This is a genomic window from Chitinophaga sp. CCNWYY40, from assembly GCF_037483205.1.
GTDB lineage: Bacteria > Bacteroidota > Bacteroidia > Chitinophagales > Chitinophagaceae > Chitinophaga > Chitinophaga ginsengisegetis.
In genome coordinates this window covers 460,312-478,068 of sequence record NZ_JBBHLF010000005.1, presented here as the reverse complement: position 1 = coordinate 478,068, position 17,757 = coordinate 460,312, and the positions used below count along the sequence as shown (strand labels likewise).

The 17,757-nt window shown below is 44.4% G+C and carries 15 protein-coding genes and 3 tRNA genes; 7 read left to right on the top strand and 11 right to left on the bottom strand.

From position 1 onward, the window contains the following. Positions 1 to 24 precede the first annotated feature (24 nt). Genes recB through recD form a run of 3 tightly spaced genes read right to left on the bottom strand, consistent with a single transcriptional unit; the run spans position 25 to position 8,516 of the window. On the bottom strand, positions 25 to 3,444 hold the full coding sequence (gene recB / locus V7S65_RS20960) for an exodeoxyribonuclease V subunit beta (protein WP_336387735.1): 3,420 nt from the start codon (positions 3,442 to 3,444) through the stop codon (positions 25 to 27). Continuing rightward, positions 3,441 to 6,650: an exodeoxyribonuclease V subunit gamma gene (recC, locus tag V7S65_RS20955; protein WP_336387736.1), complete on the bottom strand. Its 3,210-nt coding sequence runs from the start codon at positions 6,648 to 6,650 to the stop codon at positions 3,441 to 3,443. The genes recB and recC overlap by 4 nt, the downstream gene beginning before the upstream one ends. Before the next feature lie 45 nt (positions 6,651 to 6,695). After that, on the bottom strand, positions 6,696 to 8,516 hold the full coding sequence (recD, locus tag V7S65_RS20950) for an exodeoxyribonuclease V subunit alpha (RefSeq protein WP_336387737.1): 1,821 nt from the start codon (positions 8,514 to 8,516) through the stop codon (positions 6,696 to 6,698). Here recD and V7S65_RS20945 point away from each other — a divergent pair. Both V7S65_RS20945 and pth2 read left to right on the top strand, forming a co-directional pair. After that, complete coding sequence (locus V7S65_RS20945; RefSeq protein WP_339546315.1) at positions 8,506 to 8,709, top strand: hypothetical protein; 204 nt, start codon at positions 8,506 to 8,508, stop codon at positions 8,707 to 8,709. The genes recD and V7S65_RS20945 overlap by 11 nt on opposite strands. 40 nt (positions 8,710 to 8,749) lie before the next feature. Then, positions 8,750 to 9,145, top strand: a complete 396-nt coding sequence (gene pth2 / locus V7S65_RS20940; protein ID WP_079471659.1) for an aminoacyl-tRNA hydrolase — start codon at positions 8,750 to 8,752, stop codon at positions 9,143 to 9,145. Here pth2 and V7S65_RS20935 read toward each other — a convergent pair. The 5 genes from V7S65_RS20935 to V7S65_RS20915 all read right to left on the bottom strand — a co-directional run bounded on the left by V7S65_RS20935 (position 9,142) and on the right by V7S65_RS20915 (position 11,290). After that, a complete protein-coding gene (locus V7S65_RS20935; RefSeq protein WP_079471660.1) occupies positions 9,142 to 9,351 on the bottom strand; it encodes a YwbE family protein in 210 nt (69 codons plus the stop codon). The genes pth2 and V7S65_RS20935 overlap by 4 nt on opposite strands. 56 nt (positions 9,352 to 9,407) lie before the next feature. Beyond that, entirely contained in the window at positions 9,408 to 10,502 is a 1,095-nt protein-coding gene (locus V7S65_RS20930) for a slipin family protein (RefSeq protein WP_111577122.1), read from the bottom strand. Positions 10,503 to 10,995: 493 nt separating this feature from the next. Next, positions 10,996 to 11,070, bottom strand: a tRNA-Phe gene (locus V7S65_RS20925). 65 nt (positions 11,071 to 11,135) lie between these two features. Next, a tRNA-Gln gene (locus V7S65_RS20920) sits at positions 11,136 to 11,209 on the bottom strand. 7 nt (positions 11,210 to 11,216) lie between these two features. Beyond that, positions 11,217 to 11,290: transfer RNA gene (locus tag V7S65_RS20915), tRNA-Ile, on the bottom strand. Positions 11,291 to 12,187: 897 nt separating this feature from the next. On the opposite strand from V7S65_RS20915, the gene V7S65_RS20910 reads away from it, so the two are divergent. From V7S65_RS20910 to V7S65_RS20900, 3 genes are all read left to right on the top strand, one after another. Next, a complete protein-coding gene (locus V7S65_RS20910) occupies positions 12,188 to 12,571 on the top strand; it encodes a response regulator (RefSeq protein WP_168771265.1) in 384 nt (127 codons plus the stop codon). Next, positions 12,568 to 12,864 carry a winged helix-turn-helix domain-containing protein gene (locus V7S65_RS20905; protein WP_079471663.1) on the top strand — a complete coding sequence of 99 codons (297 nt, stop codon included), beginning with the start codon at positions 12,568 to 12,570 and terminating at the stop codon, positions 12,862 to 12,864. Before V7S65_RS20910 ends, V7S65_RS20905 begins: the two co-directional genes overlap by 4 nt. Positions 12,865 to 13,036: 172 nt before the next feature. Continuing rightward, the gene (locus tag V7S65_RS20900; protein WP_336387739.1) at positions 13,037 to 13,312 is read left to right on the top strand and encodes a hypothetical protein; all 276 of its coding nucleotides are present in this window, start codon (positions 13,037 to 13,039) and stop codon (positions 13,310 to 13,312) included. Positions 13,313 to 13,425: 113 nt separating this feature from the next. Here V7S65_RS20900 and V7S65_RS20895 read toward each other — a convergent pair whose 3' ends face one another. Continuing rightward, the gene (locus tag V7S65_RS20895) at positions 13,426 to 14,505 is read right to left on the bottom strand and encodes a type I restriction endonuclease (RefSeq protein ID WP_336387740.1); all 1,080 of its coding nucleotides are present in this window, start codon (positions 14,503 to 14,505) and stop codon (positions 13,426 to 13,428) included. 678 nt (positions 14,506 to 15,183) lie between these two features. Then, positions 15,184 to 15,480, bottom strand: coding sequence for a hypothetical protein (locus V7S65_RS20890; protein WP_111577119.1), 297 nt, complete (start codon positions 15,478 to 15,480; stop codon positions 15,184 to 15,186). Between the two features lie 164 nt (positions 15,481 to 15,644). Between V7S65_RS20890 and V7S65_RS20885 the strand changes: the two genes are divergently transcribed. Beyond that, on the top strand, positions 15,645 to 15,857 hold the full coding sequence (locus V7S65_RS20885) for a helix-turn-helix transcriptional regulator (RefSeq protein ID WP_079471666.1): 213 nt from the start codon (positions 15,645 to 15,647) through the stop codon (positions 15,855 to 15,857). A gap of 18 nt (positions 15,858 to 15,875) precedes the next feature. After that, positions 15,876 to 16,604: a hypothetical protein gene (locus tag V7S65_RS20880; RefSeq protein ID WP_336387741.1), complete on the top strand. Its 729-nt coding sequence runs from the start codon at positions 15,876 to 15,878 to the stop codon at positions 16,602 to 16,604. A gap of 16 nt (positions 16,605 to 16,620) precedes the next feature. Here V7S65_RS20880 and V7S65_RS20875 read toward each other — a convergent pair whose 3' ends face one another. Then, positions 16,621 to 17,715 carry an MrcB family domain-containing protein gene (locus V7S65_RS20875; protein ID WP_336387742.1) on the bottom strand — a complete coding sequence of 365 codons (1,095 nt, stop codon included), beginning with the start codon at positions 17,713 to 17,715 and terminating at the stop codon, positions 16,621 to 16,623. Between the last annotated feature and the right edge of the window lie 42 nt (positions 17,716 to 17,757).

Sequence of the window (17,757 nt, the reverse complement as noted above, 5' to 3'; positions counted from 1 at the left end):
CTGGTCCGCAAAGACCAGCCTTTTTTATTTTGTGAGTAACGACTCCAGCAATCTTATCTTTTTAAGATCCGGCTTTGTGGTAAATATCCCCTGACCACTTACATTCCTTACGCCACGCACAAAGCAATAGATAACACCTCCAAACTGCTTCTCGTAATTAAAGCCAGGGATCCGGCTTTCCAGGTATTTTTTTACCGCTACCGTATAAATAAAATACTGGAGATGGTAATTGTTTTCGTTCATCGCTGCCGCTAAACCAGCCGCGTCATAGTCGGCCACACTGTTGCCCAGGTAATTCGATTTCCAGTCGAGGATATAATACTTCCCCTGGTGTTCAAAAAACAAGTCTACTTTCCCGTTCATGATGCCTTCCAGCTCCTGGTTGCTGTATTCGGAAAACCGTTTTACACTCACACTTACCTGGTCGTCGGACAAATTATTGAGCAGGTTCGACTTAAACACCGGTACGGGAAAATCAAATTCAAATTCCGCCAGTCGCTGGTGCCGCCCCACCGATGCCAGCTGGAAGCTGGCGCCATCAATATGGATCGTGGAGTACATCACATGTTGCAGCATCTCGTTTAGCCGTTCGAGATATACTTCCCTTTGACCGGGTACAAATTTCCGGATGGCTTCTTCCAGCCAGTGTTCCCATTTACTGCTATCGGAGAAGTTGATGCTTTCAAAGATAAAGTGCAGCAGGTTACCGGTTTTAGCGCCCCTGCGCAGCGTGGTAAATATAAAGTTATCGTACGGGTCGGGTTGCTGGAAAGAACGTACCCGTGGCTGGTGTTCGGCTTTTGCTGCTAACATGGTGTAGCTCATCTTCCGCCAGTTTTGCTCCTGCAAATGAAAGGACACCGGCGCGCGGTTCACAGCCAGCTGGCCTTTGTTGATCTGCTGGCGGTAATTTTCTGTGGGCGCTTCCGGCAATGGTCCCTGTAGCTGTATCAGTGAAGCATCCGGCGGTTCAGCGGCCAGCGCTTTCAGGAAAACAGACAACGAAGAATCTTTAAAAGCGTAATAAGTATTTTTAAAGAGATAACATTTATATACTGCGCGGGTAATGGCTACGTATATCAGGCGGCGGTTTTCCTGTTCCTGCTGATGCTGGTAGGCTTTTAGCTGCTCTTCTGTAAGCAGGGCTTTTTGCGTACCGAGGTAGTCGCCGGTGGCCGGATCGCGGAAACTTACAAATTCAATTTTGGATTTCTCTACAAAATCCAGGAAAGGCGCCATCACTATTTTGTATTCCAGCCCTTTACTTTTATGGATGGTTACTATGTTTACGGCGTCTTCATCGCTTTCCACGCGCTGTGCATATTCATCTCCTTCGGTGGTCATGCCATCGATGCCGCGTTTGAGCCAGGAGATGAGATCACGCATAGAAAGGTTTTTGCGGCTCTGCACCTGGTGTACCAGTTCGGAAAGCTGGTACAGGTTGGTGATGATCCGTTCCCCGTTTTCGGTATGGCCATCGAGCAACACCTGGCGTACGCTGAAGTCTGCAATAAACTCCATGAGGGCAGTATACGCGCCATCGCGCTGCCATAGTGTGCGGTATTTGCCAAACAGGTCCAGCATGGTTTCATCGTCGAGCTGCAGGATGGTTTGGCTGTTGTAGCCGGTAAATGACCCCAGCAATGCGCGATTAATAGACGAACGGTCTGGTGTTTCCATTGCTTCGAGCAGGTGCAGCAATTGCTGCGCCTCTGCGGATCTCAGCACCTTTGCTTCGTCGATGGTAACAGCGGGGATGCCCAGTTTGGCCAGTGCATGCTTAATGTCCCTGCCTTCCTGCCCGGTGCGCACGAGGATACCAATGTCTGATGGTACGATGGAGCGGGCGCCTTCTTTATTTTCAATGCGATAGCTTTTATCCAGCAGCAGCTGTGCAATTTGCGCAGCTACGCTGTTGCAGATAGTTTCTTTTTTATCACAGGCAATCACTTCAATGGGCACTTCCGGCGCACTGCCTTTATAGAGGTAGCCTTTCCTGTTGTTATCTGGACTGTGTACTTGTATATAATCAATGCTGTCGCTTTCTTCCGCGAAATCAAATGTTGGGAAGCCCGGGGTGGGTTCAAAGAATACGTTCATGGCCCGGATCATATTTTCCGATGAGCGGAAGTTCTGGTTCATGTCGTATACGTGCTGTACCCCGTTGCGTGCGTTGAAATAGGTAAATATATCTGCTTTGCGCCAGGCGTAAATACTTTGTTTGGGGTCGCCGATGTAGAACAGGATGGTGTTTTGGCCGAAGGCACGGTCAAATATCTCGAACTGCTCTTTATCGGTGTCCTGGAACTCGTCCACGAAAACGGCCTTGTATTTAATTTGCAAAGAAGCAATGAGTTCTTCGTTGTTGTTTTTTACGAGCGCAGTATGGAGGTTGTTGATGAGGTCATCATACCCCATCATGTTGCTGCGTTCTTTGAAGGCGCGTACCTGTTCGCTGATTTCCTTTATAGCGGCGTAGTATACCTGCCGGCGGATCAGTTGTTGATGCTCTTCCAGTTGTTTGGTAAGCGCTTCTACCTGATCTATTTCTGCCAGCAGCTCCGCGAAAACAGCGTCAATAAATTTTGCTTTCTCTTTTCGTTTGGCCTTTATTTTTCTGACAAGTTCTGCTGGCTCCGCAATTAAATCGGGCCAGTCATTTTTAGTGTGCCGGTTGGCTGCGCAGGCTGCTGCCAGCTGTTCGCTGTTGGCGGTTATACCGGCGTACATGTTTTCAATGGCTTCCTGTTCTTTTGCCATTAGCTGCTGCAGCTCCTGCATCCATTGTTCCTGCAGGGTTTCACTGATATCATCGGGAGTATCTTCCCGGTAGCCCAGGAATTTTTTTCCGCTGAGATGTTCTTTGATCACATTCAGCATCTCCGTTTTCATATCTTCTTCCCAGATCTGTTCCAGCAGGCTGGCATTGAGTGTAGTTACATTTCTTCGCCAGAATTTATTCAGTTCGTTTTCAATGACCGGTGTAAGATCGGGCACCATCGTAACGCCAAACAACTGGTTAGTTTCAAACGCAAATTCATTCAGTGTTTGCTGGCAGAAGCCATGAATGGTAAGCACGGAAGTTTCATCGAGCAGCAGGATGGCATCGCGTAAGAGCTGTTGTACCGGGCGTGGATCATCGAAGTCGATTACGCTGAACACCAGGTCCATGATTTTCTGATCGCTGATTTCCTGTCCGCGGCTTACTTTGTATGCCTGCCGGATGAACAGCCGGATCCTTTCTTCCAGTTCTGCCACGGCAGCGCGGGTGAAGGTAACCATCAGGATTTCTTTGACAGACAGCTTTTGTTCCAGTATCAATCGTAATACCAGTATGGCGATGGAGTACGTTTTACCGGTGCCGGCGCTGGCCTCAATGAGGTTGCTGCCTTCCAGCGGAACGGTACCTGCGTCAAACTGTTTATATATAATGCTATCGATCATTTCTCTTTGTCTGGTGTTTCTAAATAGGCCGGCAGCAAGGTTGTTAACGGCAATATCAGCAGCTCATAAATATCGAGGTAGCCGGTCAGCGCTTCTTCTTTCTCAAAAAATCCCTGCTCATATACCTGTACAAGATAAGGGTCCGGCGATTCCTGCCGGTCGATCATCCCGGATATTTTGTCCCTGAATTTTTTAAGGTCCATGGAGAGCCACTCTTTTTCCGTGATCTCCAGGTCAGGATAAAAGGATATTATTTTGCTGAAGCCTGTCTTATAAACTTTTACAATTTCTGTTAACCGCCTTAACGCTTCTTCAGGTGTTAACGGAATTGCCTGGAAGGCGTCTTCCTTTTTAGCGCCGGAAATATAGCAGAGGTCTGTTACCACGCCTGCCGCTTTTCCTGCAAGATAACGGAGATAGGCTTCCACCAGATATTTGCTCTCTTTCTTTGACCACGATACCTGTACCAGGGTTTGATCAAAGATGCGGAGATTTCCTTTCAGCGCACTGTCATCTACTGTTAATTCAACGGAGATGCGTTTTTCTTCCGCGCCTTTGGTAACGGCTTCGTACAAACTGCGCACAGGCACTACCAGTTCTTCCATTTTCTGTATAGCAACAGCGGCCATATTGCGGAGCGGAAGTTTGCCTTTCTTTACCAGCGTGGTTTGCAGGGTATTCTTTTTATCGCCGGCTGCCGGGAGCAGTTCATTTTTAACAGACCATTGCTGCAGTCTGTTCAAACTAAAGATCTCCGTTTCGCTGAGCAGCAGCTGGCTGTCGTTGTAACGGATGCCCAGCACTTTGTTGTAGTAGGCCCGGAAAGGATTTTTAAAGAAGCTGATCAGTTCTTCCAGGGTAATTTCTTCAAAGGTTAAGGGAGTAGTAATTTTATTTTCGTTGAGATATGTTTTTTTGCCGGTGTCCTTATTGCTCAGATAGGAAAAAAGATGGCTGTCGGTACCGGCATATTTCCTGCTGAAGCTTTGTAAAGGTTGCAACGTAACCAGTTCGCTGCGCACGGCTTCCGGCGCTGCGGTGCCGGCTTCTATATAATCCACCAGTTCATCTACCAGCACGGATGGCGGAAGATCGGTATTATCTTTTGCATCTTTCCCGATATAGCTGATATATAGGTATTCCTTTGCCGAAAGCAGGGTTTCGAGGAACAGGTGTTTATCATTTTCTTTCACATTACGGTCGCCTTTTTGCCGGTCTTTTTCCATGAGGTTGAAGCTCGACTTATTCTCGCGGCGGGGAAATTTATTGTAGTTCAGTCCCATCAGCGCTACCACTTTGAAGGGGATACTACGCATGGGAATGAGGGAGCAGAAAGTAACGCCGCCGTTTACGAACAATCCTGCGCGGGTGCTGCCGGTAAGCGTATCCAGGAAGCTGTGGCTAAACACTTCGAAGGTTACCTTTTCACTCATAAATTCATTCAGCGCGTTGTAGGCGGTGAGTTGTTTGATGAGGGTGTTGTAGTCTTCATCAATATCGTCTACCGGTTCGTACACGATGTTATGCAATACCCTTTCGGTATAGGCTACCCACTCCACAATGGTGCGTGGGCGCCGCCTGTCGAGGATGGACGACATCAGCACTTCCGCAAAATGACAGAAGCGGATTACATCGTGTGCGTCGCTGCCTTCGGTAATATCCAGCGGGAAGAAGCTGTCTTCCCCGAGTCCGTATTCTTCTTCCCCACTCATACAAATACCAAACATAATCCGTTGGATACCGTATTGCCAGCTTACGAAATGTGTTTCTTCCTTTTTGCTGCCGTTGATGCCAAAGCGGATATTGGCGGCTTCAATGATCCGGCGGATGAGTACCGGGTCCTGGAGGTTAAAGCGTTTGCGGATATAGGAGAAGTCGAGCAACTGCATCACCGCTTCCGATTTAAAGTTTTCCTCATTCATGGTGAGGATGGCGTGCAGGGAGTTAAAGAGATTGTCGTTGTCGGTGTAGCTTTCATCTGCAATCGTATACCGGAAGGTATAAGGCGCGTTGTTGAAAACGGCTTTGATATAGGGTGCATAGGCATCTATATCGCTTACCATTACCACGATGTCGCGGGGAGATAATGCTTCTTTCCGCTGCGCCACCAGGTGTACCAGGTAGTTGTAGAGTACTTCCACTTCGCGGGCTACGGTGTAGCAGGCGTTGATGGTAATGGAGCCATCGCTTATATCGGCTGGTGTGATCAGTTGGCGGTCGGCGGTGGTGGCTGCTGCCGTGAAAATGTCGTGTTGTATTTTATGCAGGAGGCTATCCGGTTCCGGTTCCACGGTATCAATTTCTTCATAGGCGTTGATGAAGGCATCGTATGCAAAGAAGAGGCCGAAGCTGTCCTGTATAACCCGTCCCCAGCCGGTGAGCAGGGCGTTGCCGGCTTTGGAGTCCTGGATGTCTTTGAGCCCTTTCTGCCGCCAGCGGGCCAGTTGTTTTTCGTTGCGGTCGTCGAACCAGAATACAACCGGTGAAGGGTTGATGATATGAAAATGTACATCTATAAAAGACGACAGTTCATGCAGGATTTTTACGTGATAGGCGGTGATGATGGACAAGCCAAACAGGTGTACTACCGGCATGCGGGTTAATAATCCTGTTTTAGGGCTGTTGCTGCGCAGCGCGTCGAGGATAAAATTTCCTACGATGGTTTTATCCGGAAGCGAGCCACCGGAGAGTTGTTTTACTTTTACCCAGAGCCAGTGCTGCCATCCGGCGGTAGCCAGTTCCGGGGTATCGGTAAAGGTCCATGCCTGGATCATTTCCGGGCGGTATACCTGGTACTGGTCGAATAAGTCGGCTACTTTTTCCGCGAGGGCCATACGTTTCAGGTCACTTTCCGATTCTTCGGCGGTATAGTAGGCGGCAACTTTCGGGTATTTGGCGATGAACTCTTCCTGGCCGAGCAGTTTAAATACCAGCCAGCTGAGGTTTTGTGGGGACAGCACTTCTGAATGCGGACCGCCCAGCACTACGTACAACTGGTAGAGCAGGTCGTTGGGCTTCATGAAGCGGCAGTTGGCCGCAATGCCCAGATGGTTGGCCAGCTGGAGTTTCAGCCAGTTGTTCATCCCTTCCGTTTGGGTAATGATATAGTGAGGTTGGAACACGCTGTTGCCTGCATCGCGGAGGTTTTGCGCCAGCCCGGATGATAAACTGTTCAGTGAGTTCGAAACTTTTAAAAACAATGCCATTGATAAGTCCTTTGTTTGTACTCCGCCATTCCCGAAGCAGATGATTTAATTTACTGCTGTATTCACTTCCCTGAACCTCGAGGCGATGCCGGAGGCTCTTTCCACGAAACGTTCTGCTGCCATGAGTATTACCTCCGGCGTTCCCTGTACATACACTTTGTTTTTTGCGCGGCTTACAGCGGTGTACAGCAGTTCCCTGGTGAGAATGGGTACATCGGTGGTATCCGGCAACAGTACCAGTACTTCCCCGAATTCGGAACCCTGGCTTTTATGGATGGTCATGGCAAAGGCGGTTTCTGCCTGGGTTAAGTAACCGGGCAGCACGGCTTTTAATGCGCCGGTACTGTCTTCAAACCAGGCAAGGAGTACTCCGTTTTCATCTGCGCGGATGATGCCGGTGTCGCCGTTGAATAGGCCATGCTCATAATAGTTACGGGTAAGGATCACCGGGCGGTTTTCATAGAATTCCGTATTGGTGGTGATCAGTTTTTTATCGGATAAATATTTTTCAATTTGTTTGTTGACGGCGTATAATCCCTGCGGGCCCTCTCTCACGGCGGTGAGTACACGTTGCGCGTTGAGGAGTTTGAGCGCGGAGGCAATATCTTTTTCTGCGATGAAGGCGGCGTAGCCGGCAATGAAGTCTTCGAACAGTGGTACCGAAGCTTCCGGGTCAACGATTACCTGTTCATCTGCCGAAGGCGGAAAAAAAGAAGTAATTACCGGTACATTATTACTGATGATCGCCTTACTGAATTTACCAATGCCTTTATTGCCGGTGAAACGGTGACTGCGCTTCAGTTCCACGAGGTGTTGGAACAAAGGGTGATGATCATCATTTTGTTCCGCAGTAGCGGGGATATGCCGGTTTTCTTCCGGCATAAAACTGTTGATCAGCTGCCGGCGGCTGGCAGTAAAGCGGTTCAGGTGTTCCTGTGCCTGGCAGAGATCTCCGAACAAGCTGCCGGCTTCCACGGAGGCCAGCTGGTCCTTGTCGCCCAGCAAAATGAGGCGGGTATCCGGGTGGATGGCGTCCAGCAGTTTGGCGAACAGCGCCACATCTATCATGGAGCATTCATCGATGATCACTACATCGTAGTTGAGCGGATTATCTTTATTGTGCCTGAAGTAGGGGCTGCCGTTGATAGATTTCAGCAAACGGTGTATGGTAGCCGGTTGCAGCAGCCGGAATTTTTCAGTGATGTGTGCATCTACTTCGATGGTAGTATTGCGCAGGCTTTCCGCCATGCGGGCGGCGGCTTTACCGGTAGGCGCTGCCAGCGCTACTTTCAGCGCCGGATCAGTAGCAAACAGGATAGCCAGTATTTTAGCAACGGTGGTGGTTTTTCCTGTACCCGGGCCACCGGTGATGATGGTGAAATTATTCAATACGCCGGTGATGGCGGCTGCCAGCTGCCAGTCGGCCGGATCGTTATTATCACCGCTGCCGGCGGTACCGGCAAACAGTTTACTGATCAGCGGCTGTTGTTGTTGCAGCAGGGCAATCCTTTCGGGCAGGTGTGTTTTTTCCTTTACCAGGAAATCGCGGATACGCTGGAGGAATTCTGTTTCATACCGGAAATAGCGTTGCAGGTACAGCCGGTTCTGGTAAATCACAAAGGGTTGTTTATCGTTGCCTTGTGTACCTACCAGTGGAATGCTTTCCAGGAGCTGGTTGCTGGTTTCTATTTTTTGATAAGACTCCGGGAGATTTTCTTTTTCTGCGGCTATTTTATCGAGATGAAGACAGATGTGTCCTTCGCTACCTTTCTTTGATAACAGATAAGCATACGGTTTCAGCGCCGGTATATCAAAATACTCGGCAAATTGCTGGTGTACATCATTTAAGGTGGGTATGTTTCGCATTCTTATCCGGACACTTGAAAAGATTAAAGTACAACTTTTTCTCTGGAGAAAACCAGGTCAGTTGAAAGCAAATGTTTCCCTGTTGGGAGTTAATGCAAATTACGAATTGCGTTTGTTAAAATATTCAACACTTAACCTGGAAGCGGGGATTGTTTCCGGTGTGCGTGTGAGCGTTGGATATGTGATCCTGTAATGGGCGTGTTTTTGTAAATTAGCTGCTTAAACAGTGAGATATGTCATCCAGGATAGTTAAGCAGGTAATAGTGATGCGCAAGGATCTGAATATGCGTAAAGGAAAAATGATTGCACAGGGTGCACATGCTTCGATTGCTTTTTTAACGCGGCATGCCACCATCAGCGGGCATACGTTGCAAACCAATATCAGGAATCCGGAAGAGGTATCGGAGTGGATGACGAAGGGGTTTACAAAGATTTGTTTGTCGGTAGATTCTGAAGAAGACCTGGAGCGGGTGTACCAGCAGGCGGTGGAAGATGGGTTGAATGCTACGTTGATCACGGATTCGGGGTTAACAGAATTTGGTGGTGTGCCCACCAAAACCTGTTGTGCCATCGGGCCTAATTCAAACGAGGAGATAGACCGGATCACGAAGGATCTGAAATTGCTTTAGTCTTCGTCTCCTACCACGTCTGTTTCCACTACCCTGCCTACCTGTCCGTCTTCCAGGCGTACTTTGATACCGCGGGAATGATAAGCGGCAGAGGTGAGGAGATCCTTTACAATGCCATAGGTTTTTTTACCGCTGCGTTGATCTTTTTTCAGGATGATGGCCACTTCCAGGCCAGGGTAGATATCTTTTCTATATTGTCCGTCCATAACTGCAAAGCTATGGATTTTCTAAAAAAGGTGGATCATACCATGACCCACCTTTTTTATTTAGAGATGAAGATTTGCCGCAGCTGATCTATCAGTACACCGTTTCCGCTGACGCTGATGCTGTTGATCTTTTCCGCGATTTTTTCCACATACTCCATTTCTTTCAGCTTAAACAGCATGGGGTTGTCTTCCATCAGCTTGGCGGTATTCAGCAAGCTCCTGGTGCTGGCAGTTTCTTCCCTTCGCATGATGATATTGGCCTGTGCTTTTTTTTCGGCTACCAGTACCTGGTTCATGATGTCTTTTACATCACCTGGCAGGATGATATCCCGGATACCGAAGCTGGTCACGTTAATGCCGAGAACTTCCGCCTTTGTGCTTACTGCTTTCAGTATAGCCGGCGCGAGGGTATCTTTCTTTTCCAGCAATTCATCGAAGTTCAGGGCTGCGATATATTCCCGCAAAGCCAGCTGAAACTGTACATACAGCTGCCGTTCGTATTCCTTGTTTTGCAACACGGCCTTATTGATATCTGTAACCCGGTACTGTGCCCATGCATTGATTCGCAGTGCTGCCTTGTCTTTGGTCAGGATTTCCTGGCCATTTACTTCCAGCTGCAACTGGCGGGTATCTATTTTACTGATGGTGATGGTGATGTTATTCTTCCACCAGCAATAAACGCCGGAGTAGAGGGTCATGGCATATTTACCATCTACCAGCATGATGGCCTGTTCGTAGTTTTCCACGCTGAAAGATCTTACGTAAGGTGCTACCAGCCGGTGGCACAGGGTAGATCTATCTATATTTTCAGTGATCGCTATTTTAGCGATATCTGCGCGAACAAATTTATTGTCGATGATATTTTTCCAGAAGGCGTATCTGCCGGCGGTCAATACCTGCTTCAGCAATCCATTTTCGTAGTGTAGCACAATTTCGGTGTCTTTTACTTCCACTACCTGCAATGCGTTGACTACCTCTGCATCCTGCAGGAGGATGTTCAGTTCTACCGGAGCGATGAATGGCTTGTTGATATCGAAGATGGTTACATCTTCGTTGATCAGCCAGTGGCGGCCTACCTGCAGCATTCGCTGGTAAACGCCGTTTTTAAAAACCAGGCCTCTTTCGTAGGCGTTGATGGTTACTCTTTTCATTTTCTTTCATTTTGGGGGTGTTGATAAAAAAGCCAGTGCTGGTGTCCGGATGGTGAACACGGAAACAGGTGTTGATCAGTCCTTATGCATCAGTTAGGGCGGAAGTGCTAAGTGATGGTAAGGGCCTGATGAAGTTCCTGTTTGCGGGTGTTTGCCAGCCTGCCGGTATCATCCTTTTGATGAGGTGGCTGGGCAGTGAGCCCTGGCTTTGTTTGTTGTTGTAAAGGATTTACAGTCCTTCTGATTTAATCTCCCTATGAGATTGTCTATTGCTCTACCGATGAGCTACCGTTTTTCAAGGACGGAAAGGATTCGAACCTTCTACTCACAGACTATGTGTGTGCGGGAATAGTGTATTGCAGCAACAGCATACAGTTCGTTATTACGGCTGCACTGCGGAGTAGTACGATACTCCTGCCTGGGTTGCTGTGAATGGACATCTATCCCCGTCTTCCTGTTGAGGAAGCTTTTTAGCAAATGCTTTTCATTTGCGTGGTGGATGAAGCAGGAGTCGAACCTGCACAGGCGGTGCTTCAAACCGCTGCTCTACCATTGGAGCTATTCATCCGTGTTGTGTGAGTAGCAGGATTCGAACCTGCTACGCCTGTTAGAACTACAAGCACCGTATTTTAGTAACCCTGACCGGACTCGAACCAATAACCTTCTGCTCCAAATGCAGACGCGCTAACCAATTGTGCTACAGGGCTTTTTAAGTAGTCCGGATTGGATTTGAACCAATAGCCAGCTGCGTATAAGGCAGGTACTCTGACCGATTGAGCTACCGGACTGGGTTTGTTTGCGTATGTGTTTTTCGTGACTGTTTTGCATTTAGCTGCGCGACTATTGAGCACAAAAACCGGGCGTTCAGCACGACCGGTTTCTACGTATATACATAAGCGTTACTTATGTTCGTCGACACCGGTGTCGTTGATGAAATATTTCATAGCGATAGCAAACCGATAACAGTGGTTTGTTATGATCGTTACTAAATTGTATGTTATGAATATGCATTTGCATGCGTATTTTTAGTTTTAAGTGTAAATAAAAAGCCCCGCAATCTCTTGCGGGGCCTGTGTTATATCGAATTTGTTATTTCAACTTATTCTTCGGCATAACATGCCCCGCCACTGGTATAGCCTGGTATCAGACTAAACTGGTGTTTTGATTGTATGTTAAAAATTGGGCGGTACATGTTTATTGTTTTTTTGTCAATGCAAAGGTGGGGATATTTTTTTAATATCTCCAAATAATTTTTAAAAATATTTTTTAGCTAGATAAATGAAGCGGGATTTTGATTCGTTTATGCGTGTACTTTACTTCATAATAAAATGCCGTTCATTAATGAAATGTAAATGCCTGATGCATTAACAAATATTTCGGACTACTAACTTTATCAAATATATGTTAATAGTGATTAACAAAATATGATACTTTGAAACCCTTTATTGTAGCCTATTTTGTTGTTTTGATATTTTATTCCGCACTTTGATTATTAGAATTAAAATTTTCCGTTAAGACTTCGATTTTAGTGGTGAATAGTTTTTTTCTTTGAGGAATTATTTGAATCCATGAATTCTATTTGTATCAATCAGTATAAATGTAAGGCATATACGATGCTGTGGATAGCTGGGATTTCGTGGATGCTTTTAAACTTATTTAGACCTATAACCCAATTGAACTCAATTATGAAAAACCGGATTTTACACGCTGACGATGATACCATTTTTTCTGGTATTGTAAGAAAAATACTCAATCAGCAAGGTTTCGAAGTTTATAGCGCCTATGATGGGGAACATGCATGGCTGCTGTTTAATGAATTCTCATTTCATTCCTGTTTGTTGGATATCAGGATGCCCCGCCTGAATGGAATTGATCTTGGGGAACGCATCCGCAGTAAGGATAAGCACATCCCTATATTTTATTTATCCGGGGAAGACCTTGCACTCGTATCGGCGGAAATATTTGGCAGAGGGGGTGCGAATGGTTATTTCCCTAAAACTTTCAACCTGCGTGAATTGACGGGCAGATTGCAGGCGTCCCTAACCCACACCAATAATTACATCTTATGAAAGGAACTATAGAAGGGCCTTATTATTCTCCTGAAGATAATGAGTTTTATGGCTTCCACGGAAAGCTAAGAAAAGTGGCGCCAGAAGTTAAGAAGGTATACAGGTACCTGTATGATAATGCTAACAAATTGATGTTGAGAGAGGATATCATGGACACGGCTTTTGGAAAAGATAATCATGATATCAACAAATTGTACGTGTATATATCAAGGCTCAGGCGGATCATAAAGCTTCACACCGGGTCGAGCATCTATAATGTTCGTGGTAAAGGATATAAATTAATTATGCCGTAGTTTCCGGCAGTATTTTTTGCCTGTTTATCCCTATAGACTTTTGATAAAAAACATCAGGAATTTTGTTCTATTGGTATGTTTTCCTAACCAGATATTTTATTATATTCGTTGCTGTTTAGTAAACCCAAAGTATAACCGTTAACCATATTTATTTACTACAAAATTTTTAACCATGAAACTCCACAGAACATTACATCATCCTGATGGTGGGCGTTCATTAGCAGAATATGAAATAAGAGACAATAATGTTTTTACCACTATCCATCACGCAGGCGGATCCCGTTCCCTACCCTGGTATGAGGTGAGAGAGGATAAACTGTATCCCACTATTCATCATCCGCAGGGCTGGAGCTCCTTCCCCTGGTTTGAAATTAATGGTACCAGTATCCGGCCTTCTATTCACCACCCAAAAGGCTGTGACGGGTTGCCGTGGTATAAGATTGTATAACCTCTAAGGAAAGTGGGTTTATAGAACTGGCCTGGCAGGGATGCCGGGCTTTTTTGTGGAGAGGATGGGGATTAAAAGCAAGCCCGATAATTCCGGACTTGCTGCCTGGTTATTTATTGCACCTCGGCTATTTTCTCCGTGTAATTTTTCACCGTATCAATCAAATGGTCCGCATGCAGAAAAATGTCATCCAAAGATGTAAGCTCTTTTTTAATTTCTGTTTTATCGATTTTGAAGAGTCCGATTTGTTTTTTGTTATTATTAAGGTAGAGCCGGCATATCGGTTTCCTATTGTTGTCGTCATATAGTACAGCAAAGTAAGATTGAGCATCTCTGTAATTGATTTTTATTATGGGTACCGTTTTGCGTAGTATAGATTTTACAATATTATATCCGTCCAGTTCTTCCTGGGTTGTTACTATTTTTGCTTCGGATTCCATCACTGGCTCAATTAATTCTGGTTTGTTTTGCTCAATTTCTTCCGTTTTAAGCGCTGTTTTCAATCTCTCTGTAATGAGATCATTAATGTAAATCTGAAATGCTTTTTTTGTTAGTTGAGAAAATTGGTCCATTACCTTTTGTGTCAGAATTCCATTAGTGTATACGTGTTTGGCAAAATGCCTTACGAAGTCAGACCCGGGGCTATTGATTTCATTACCAATCATACTTTTGATTTGGTTTAGATATTTTAGTTCGCTGGCAGTAGAAACAATAGTTTCTGTATCAAAATAATTTTTGTGGAATTTTTTCAGTTCTTCTATTTGGTTGTCCCTGATATCATTTAAATCAAATATAAAGAATGGTTTCTCATCCATTTTGTTAGGCTCATCCAGGTCGGTATAGAACCGGGATTCAAAGCCGTTAGTCAGAATAGAGAACTTCGCTTTTGTAGTATGAAAATATCTGAATAATTGGGAGTTGTGAGGGTCCAGATTAGATGACCAGTGCTTACATTCAATTAAAATGAGTGGCTGTCCGTCTTTCATGATGGCATAGTCAACTTTCTCCCCTTTTTTTATTCCCAGATCTGCTACAAACTCAGGAACTACTTCTAATGGGTTAAATACGTCATAGCCTAGTGCCTGAAGAAATGGCATTACAAAGGAATGTTTAGTAGCTTCTTCAGTTTGAACCAGTTCTTTGTGTTTGAGGATTCTTTCAGCAAGTTGCTTGAGGAGGTCTTTAAAATCCATAAATAAAATGTTTGTGATGGAGTAATTAGTTTAGGGAATTAACTGTTACCGGGAGGAAACAGCGCATTAAGTTAGGAAAGATTTGGGGAATTAGTTCTGTTCGTTGGTAAAATGAATAAAAATGGATATGTCCGTTCTCTAAGAAGCTGGAAGTCGCCTTGTATTGTTAAATCCCAGTGATCCAACCAGTCTTTCTGAAGTCCTCATTTAAGAAACTTGTATTAACATATTGGGCGAAGTGAATGGAGTTAAAAATTTGATATTTAAATAGTTACGAGATGTATTAGTCGCGCACTTAAGCTAACCTTCCTTAATAATGCAGCTATACTCCTTGCATATTTCTCCGGTACTTCTTGCATACTTCTCCGGTACTTAGGAGTCGTGTATGTGTCGTATTCCCCATACAGTTCCCATACAGTCCCTATACAGTCCCCATACTGTTACCATACACTCACAATACACTTCCAATACACTCCCCATACACTTCCTATACACTTAGAACCGCTTGCGTCCGCTATTTTTAGTTGGTCGGCTCAACTTATAGTTTCCACAAATAAGCATTGACCCCGGCACCTGAATCTCTTTATCTGCGCCAGATCCTGATGTTTGCAAGCTTGCTGCATACCCCTATACAGCCAACTTTGGGGCCAATGCTGCTCATTTGAGATGGAATTGATATCAAAGTGATATTACCAGCGCTTCGTTACCATTTGCTGCCTTTAATAGGCTTAAAAGGTAATTGGCATCCAGTAACCTTAGCAACTCGTTGTAAAGTAGAAGTAAATCCGCCCTGTGCTGGGCATTTTCATATTGGGTATCCTCAGCTGCGAGTGTTTCCGAAAGCCAGAGCCATAGTGTTTGTCGCGCGGCAGCCGGAGGGAACAGTTCGCAAAAACGGTTAATGGCGAGCATGGGATCAGTAGATTCCGTCTCGGATAAGTGCGTGTAATGAAAAAAGGATTGGGAGGTTTGCATAACAATAGATTTTTGATTAGTACAAATTTATATAAAAATATCAATATTAGGGATATTATAATCAGTTAAATGGATATAAATATGTTATTAAGGGATATTTTTTAGAATCATAATGAGAATTATTCTGCCTAAATTGATGATAAATATGCTTTTAAAGCTTTTTTATGAGTGTTAAAGTATTCAATAGAATAAAGGCAGTACTGGCTGAGAAAGGAAAAGCAAACAAATGGTTAGCTGAAGCGATTGACGTTAATGTAAATACAGTTTCTAAATGGTGTACTAATAAAATTCAGCCTTCGGTAGAAACTTTGTTTGAGATTGCAGAGGCATTGGATGTTGAGGCAAGGGAATTGCTTGTACTTAGAAAAGCCAAATAATCTACTACCCTTAATTAAATGTTACATAAAGACAGTCTTAACCTCCTCCGTCAACAAATCTCCATTGGCGCCCGTCACGGCCTTCACCTGCTTAACCAAACAAACGGAAATGTAGAACAAGCGAGGCTGCTATTTGAAGCAGAAATGATTCAAATCATTACCAATAAAACTGCGGTTTCATCAGACATAGCCAGGAAGCACTTGATAATCCATAATTACGACATCGCCCAAACCATTGCCAGCATTGATGAAGAGCGTTTTACCTTATCTCAGCGTATCTTAAGAAAAGCAAAGAATAATAAAGAAGAAGCCTTAACGCTCATCGTACAAAGCATTGAGTCCACGGAGAATATTCAGCGAAAATTCTGGCTGCCTTTAGAAGAGTTAGGACATTTACCTCCTCCCGTATATTGCTTGTTAGTATTGCATGATTTTTTAAGTTATGAAGATTGGGAGAGCTTCAGCAGCGCTATTTACTTCCATTCAGATATAGTTGCTTCGCAGCTGGAAACGATGCTCGACTTGCCGCAGGTTGCTTATCATTTGCGCGCTGCAAAGAAACGTAGCGATGAAATTTATCAGCAATACAAAGGAAGGACGGAGTTTGGAATTGAGTCGATCATTGCGAATAAGCTGGCTGCTGATGCTGAGTTTTCTGAACATGAGAGAGGGTTTGAGGCTGCAAGACCGCTGATTGTTGACAGGTTGTATAGTATGGTGGTGGATAATGTAGGGGTGTTTCCTTGAATCAATGGATAAAGGGTTACTCCACAAACTCCTCATTATTCTTATAAAGATCTGATAATACATTCTCTTTTATCTTAATTCCTCTGGAAAGTAAACCTGTTTCTCGCTGTTCTAAAAAGAACTTTATCATCTCCTTTTTAATGGCAACTTCTGCAAAATGAATAGCTTTATGGCAATTGGGGCAAAGGGCAATAATATTTTCGGGAACATCAAGGCTATATTCAAATTTATCTTGAAACTGCATGGGAATTAAATGATGCGCTTCTACAAATTGAGTCCCCGATTTAGCACTAATAAAAGTTTGATGATGGGATTGGTGTTCGCAGGTATAATTTGCATTTTCTATTGCTTGTGATGCATATTTCGGGTTTCGTCTCCATGCTACACCGTTATAGTTTCGTTGGGTATTTCTAGCGATAGGGCCTACTGGAGGCTTTTCTGGAGGAGTATTTTGAATCTCACTTTGAAAACTCTCTTCACTAGACCTCGTTTTGATATCTAATATATTTGTGCCAACAAGACCTTTTAGTTCTTTATATACACCAACCAAATTCCGAAGGTCATCTATGAATTCGGCATCAGAAGGTAAGGTATCAAAAAAATATACTTTTGAGCAAATAACACCAAGTTCATATCCTTTCCCTAATGCCCTGGTAGCACCTAGTACCGGCTGGTTAAATGAAAAGCCTTCGGCAGATCTTATAATATTTCTAATCTTTTGGGTATTCCTGGCTATTTCTGTTTTCCCTTGATCTATTCCATATCTATTCAAATATTGCGTCCAAGCTTGTTCTAAGGTCAGGTATATTTTTGTCATATCTGTACTAAATAAATAAACTATATAATAACCTTCCTGTGCTGATGTCGTAATAGCAGTATCAAATACACAAAGATGTGGTACTTCTGCTATATTACCTTTTCCAATAGATCCTTCAAATAAATATTTGTCATTTAAATTACTAGCTCTCTTAAATTCAAAGGGCAATCTTTTTACCAGTGTGTTATGAATCGTTAATTCACTTAATTTCTTCTCACCAGCTTCCAAACGCGCATAATGTTCTTTTTCCGCTAAATAATTTTCCAATATGGATTCAAACAATTCTCTAATCATAGTGATAGATGATAATGGGTATCTTGAAATAGTACAGTAATT

What these genes read in the sequence shown, in the direction of transcription:
- recB (WP_336387735.1), bottom strand. Translation starts at nt 3,444, where the DNA reads ATGATCGATAGCATTATATATAAACAGTTTGACGCAGGTACCGTTCCG.
- recC (WP_336387736.1), bottom strand. Translation starts at nt 6,650, where the DNA reads ATGGCATTGTTTTTAAAAGTTTCGAACTCACTGAACAGTTTATCATCC.
- V7S65_RS20945 (WP_339546315.1), top strand. Translation starts at nt 8,506, where the DNA reads ATGTTTCGCATTCTTATCCGGACACTTGAAAAGATTAAAGTACAACTT.
- recD (WP_336387737.1), bottom strand. Translation starts at nt 8,516, where the DNA reads ATGCGAAACATACCCACCTTAAATGATGTACACCAGCAATTTGCCGAG.
- pth2 (WP_079471659.1), top strand. Translation starts at nt 8,750, where the DNA reads ATGTCATCCAGGATAGTTAAGCAGGTAATAGTGATGCGCAAGGATCTG.
- V7S65_RS20935 (WP_079471660.1), bottom strand. Translation starts at nt 9,351, where the DNA reads ATGGACGGACAATATAGAAAAGATATCTACCCTGGCCTGGAAGTGGCC.
- V7S65_RS20930 (WP_111577122.1), bottom strand. Translation starts at nt 10,502, where the DNA reads ATGAAAAGAGTAACCATCAACGCCTACGAAAGAGGCCTGGTTTTTAAA.
- V7S65_RS20910 (WP_168771265.1), top strand. Translation starts at nt 12,188, where the DNA reads ATGAAAAACCGGATTTTACACGCTGACGATGATACCATTTTTTCTGGT.
- V7S65_RS20905 (WP_079471663.1), top strand. Translation starts at nt 12,568, where the DNA reads ATGAAAGGAACTATAGAAGGGCCTTATTATTCTCCTGAAGATAATGAG.
- V7S65_RS20900 (WP_336387739.1), top strand. Translation starts at nt 13,037, where the DNA reads ATGAAACTCCACAGAACATTACATCATCCTGATGGTGGGCGTTCATTA.
- V7S65_RS20895 (WP_336387740.1), bottom strand. Translation starts at nt 14,505, where the DNA reads ATGGATTTTAAAGACCTCCTCAAGCAACTTGCTGAAAGAATCCTCAAA.
- V7S65_RS20890 (WP_111577119.1), bottom strand. Translation starts at nt 15,480, where the DNA reads ATGCAAACCTCCCAATCCTTTTTTCATTACACGCACTTATCCGAGACG.
- V7S65_RS20885 (WP_079471666.1), top strand. Translation starts at nt 15,645, where the DNA reads ATGAGTGTTAAAGTATTCAATAGAATAAAGGCAGTACTGGCTGAGAAA.
- V7S65_RS20880 (WP_336387741.1), top strand. Translation starts at nt 15,876, where the DNA reads ATGTTACATAAAGACAGTCTTAACCTCCTCCGTCAACAAATCTCCATT.
- V7S65_RS20875 (WP_336387742.1), bottom strand. Translation starts at nt 17,715, where the DNA reads ATGATTAGAGAATTGTTTGAATCCATATTGGAAAATTATTTAGCGGAA.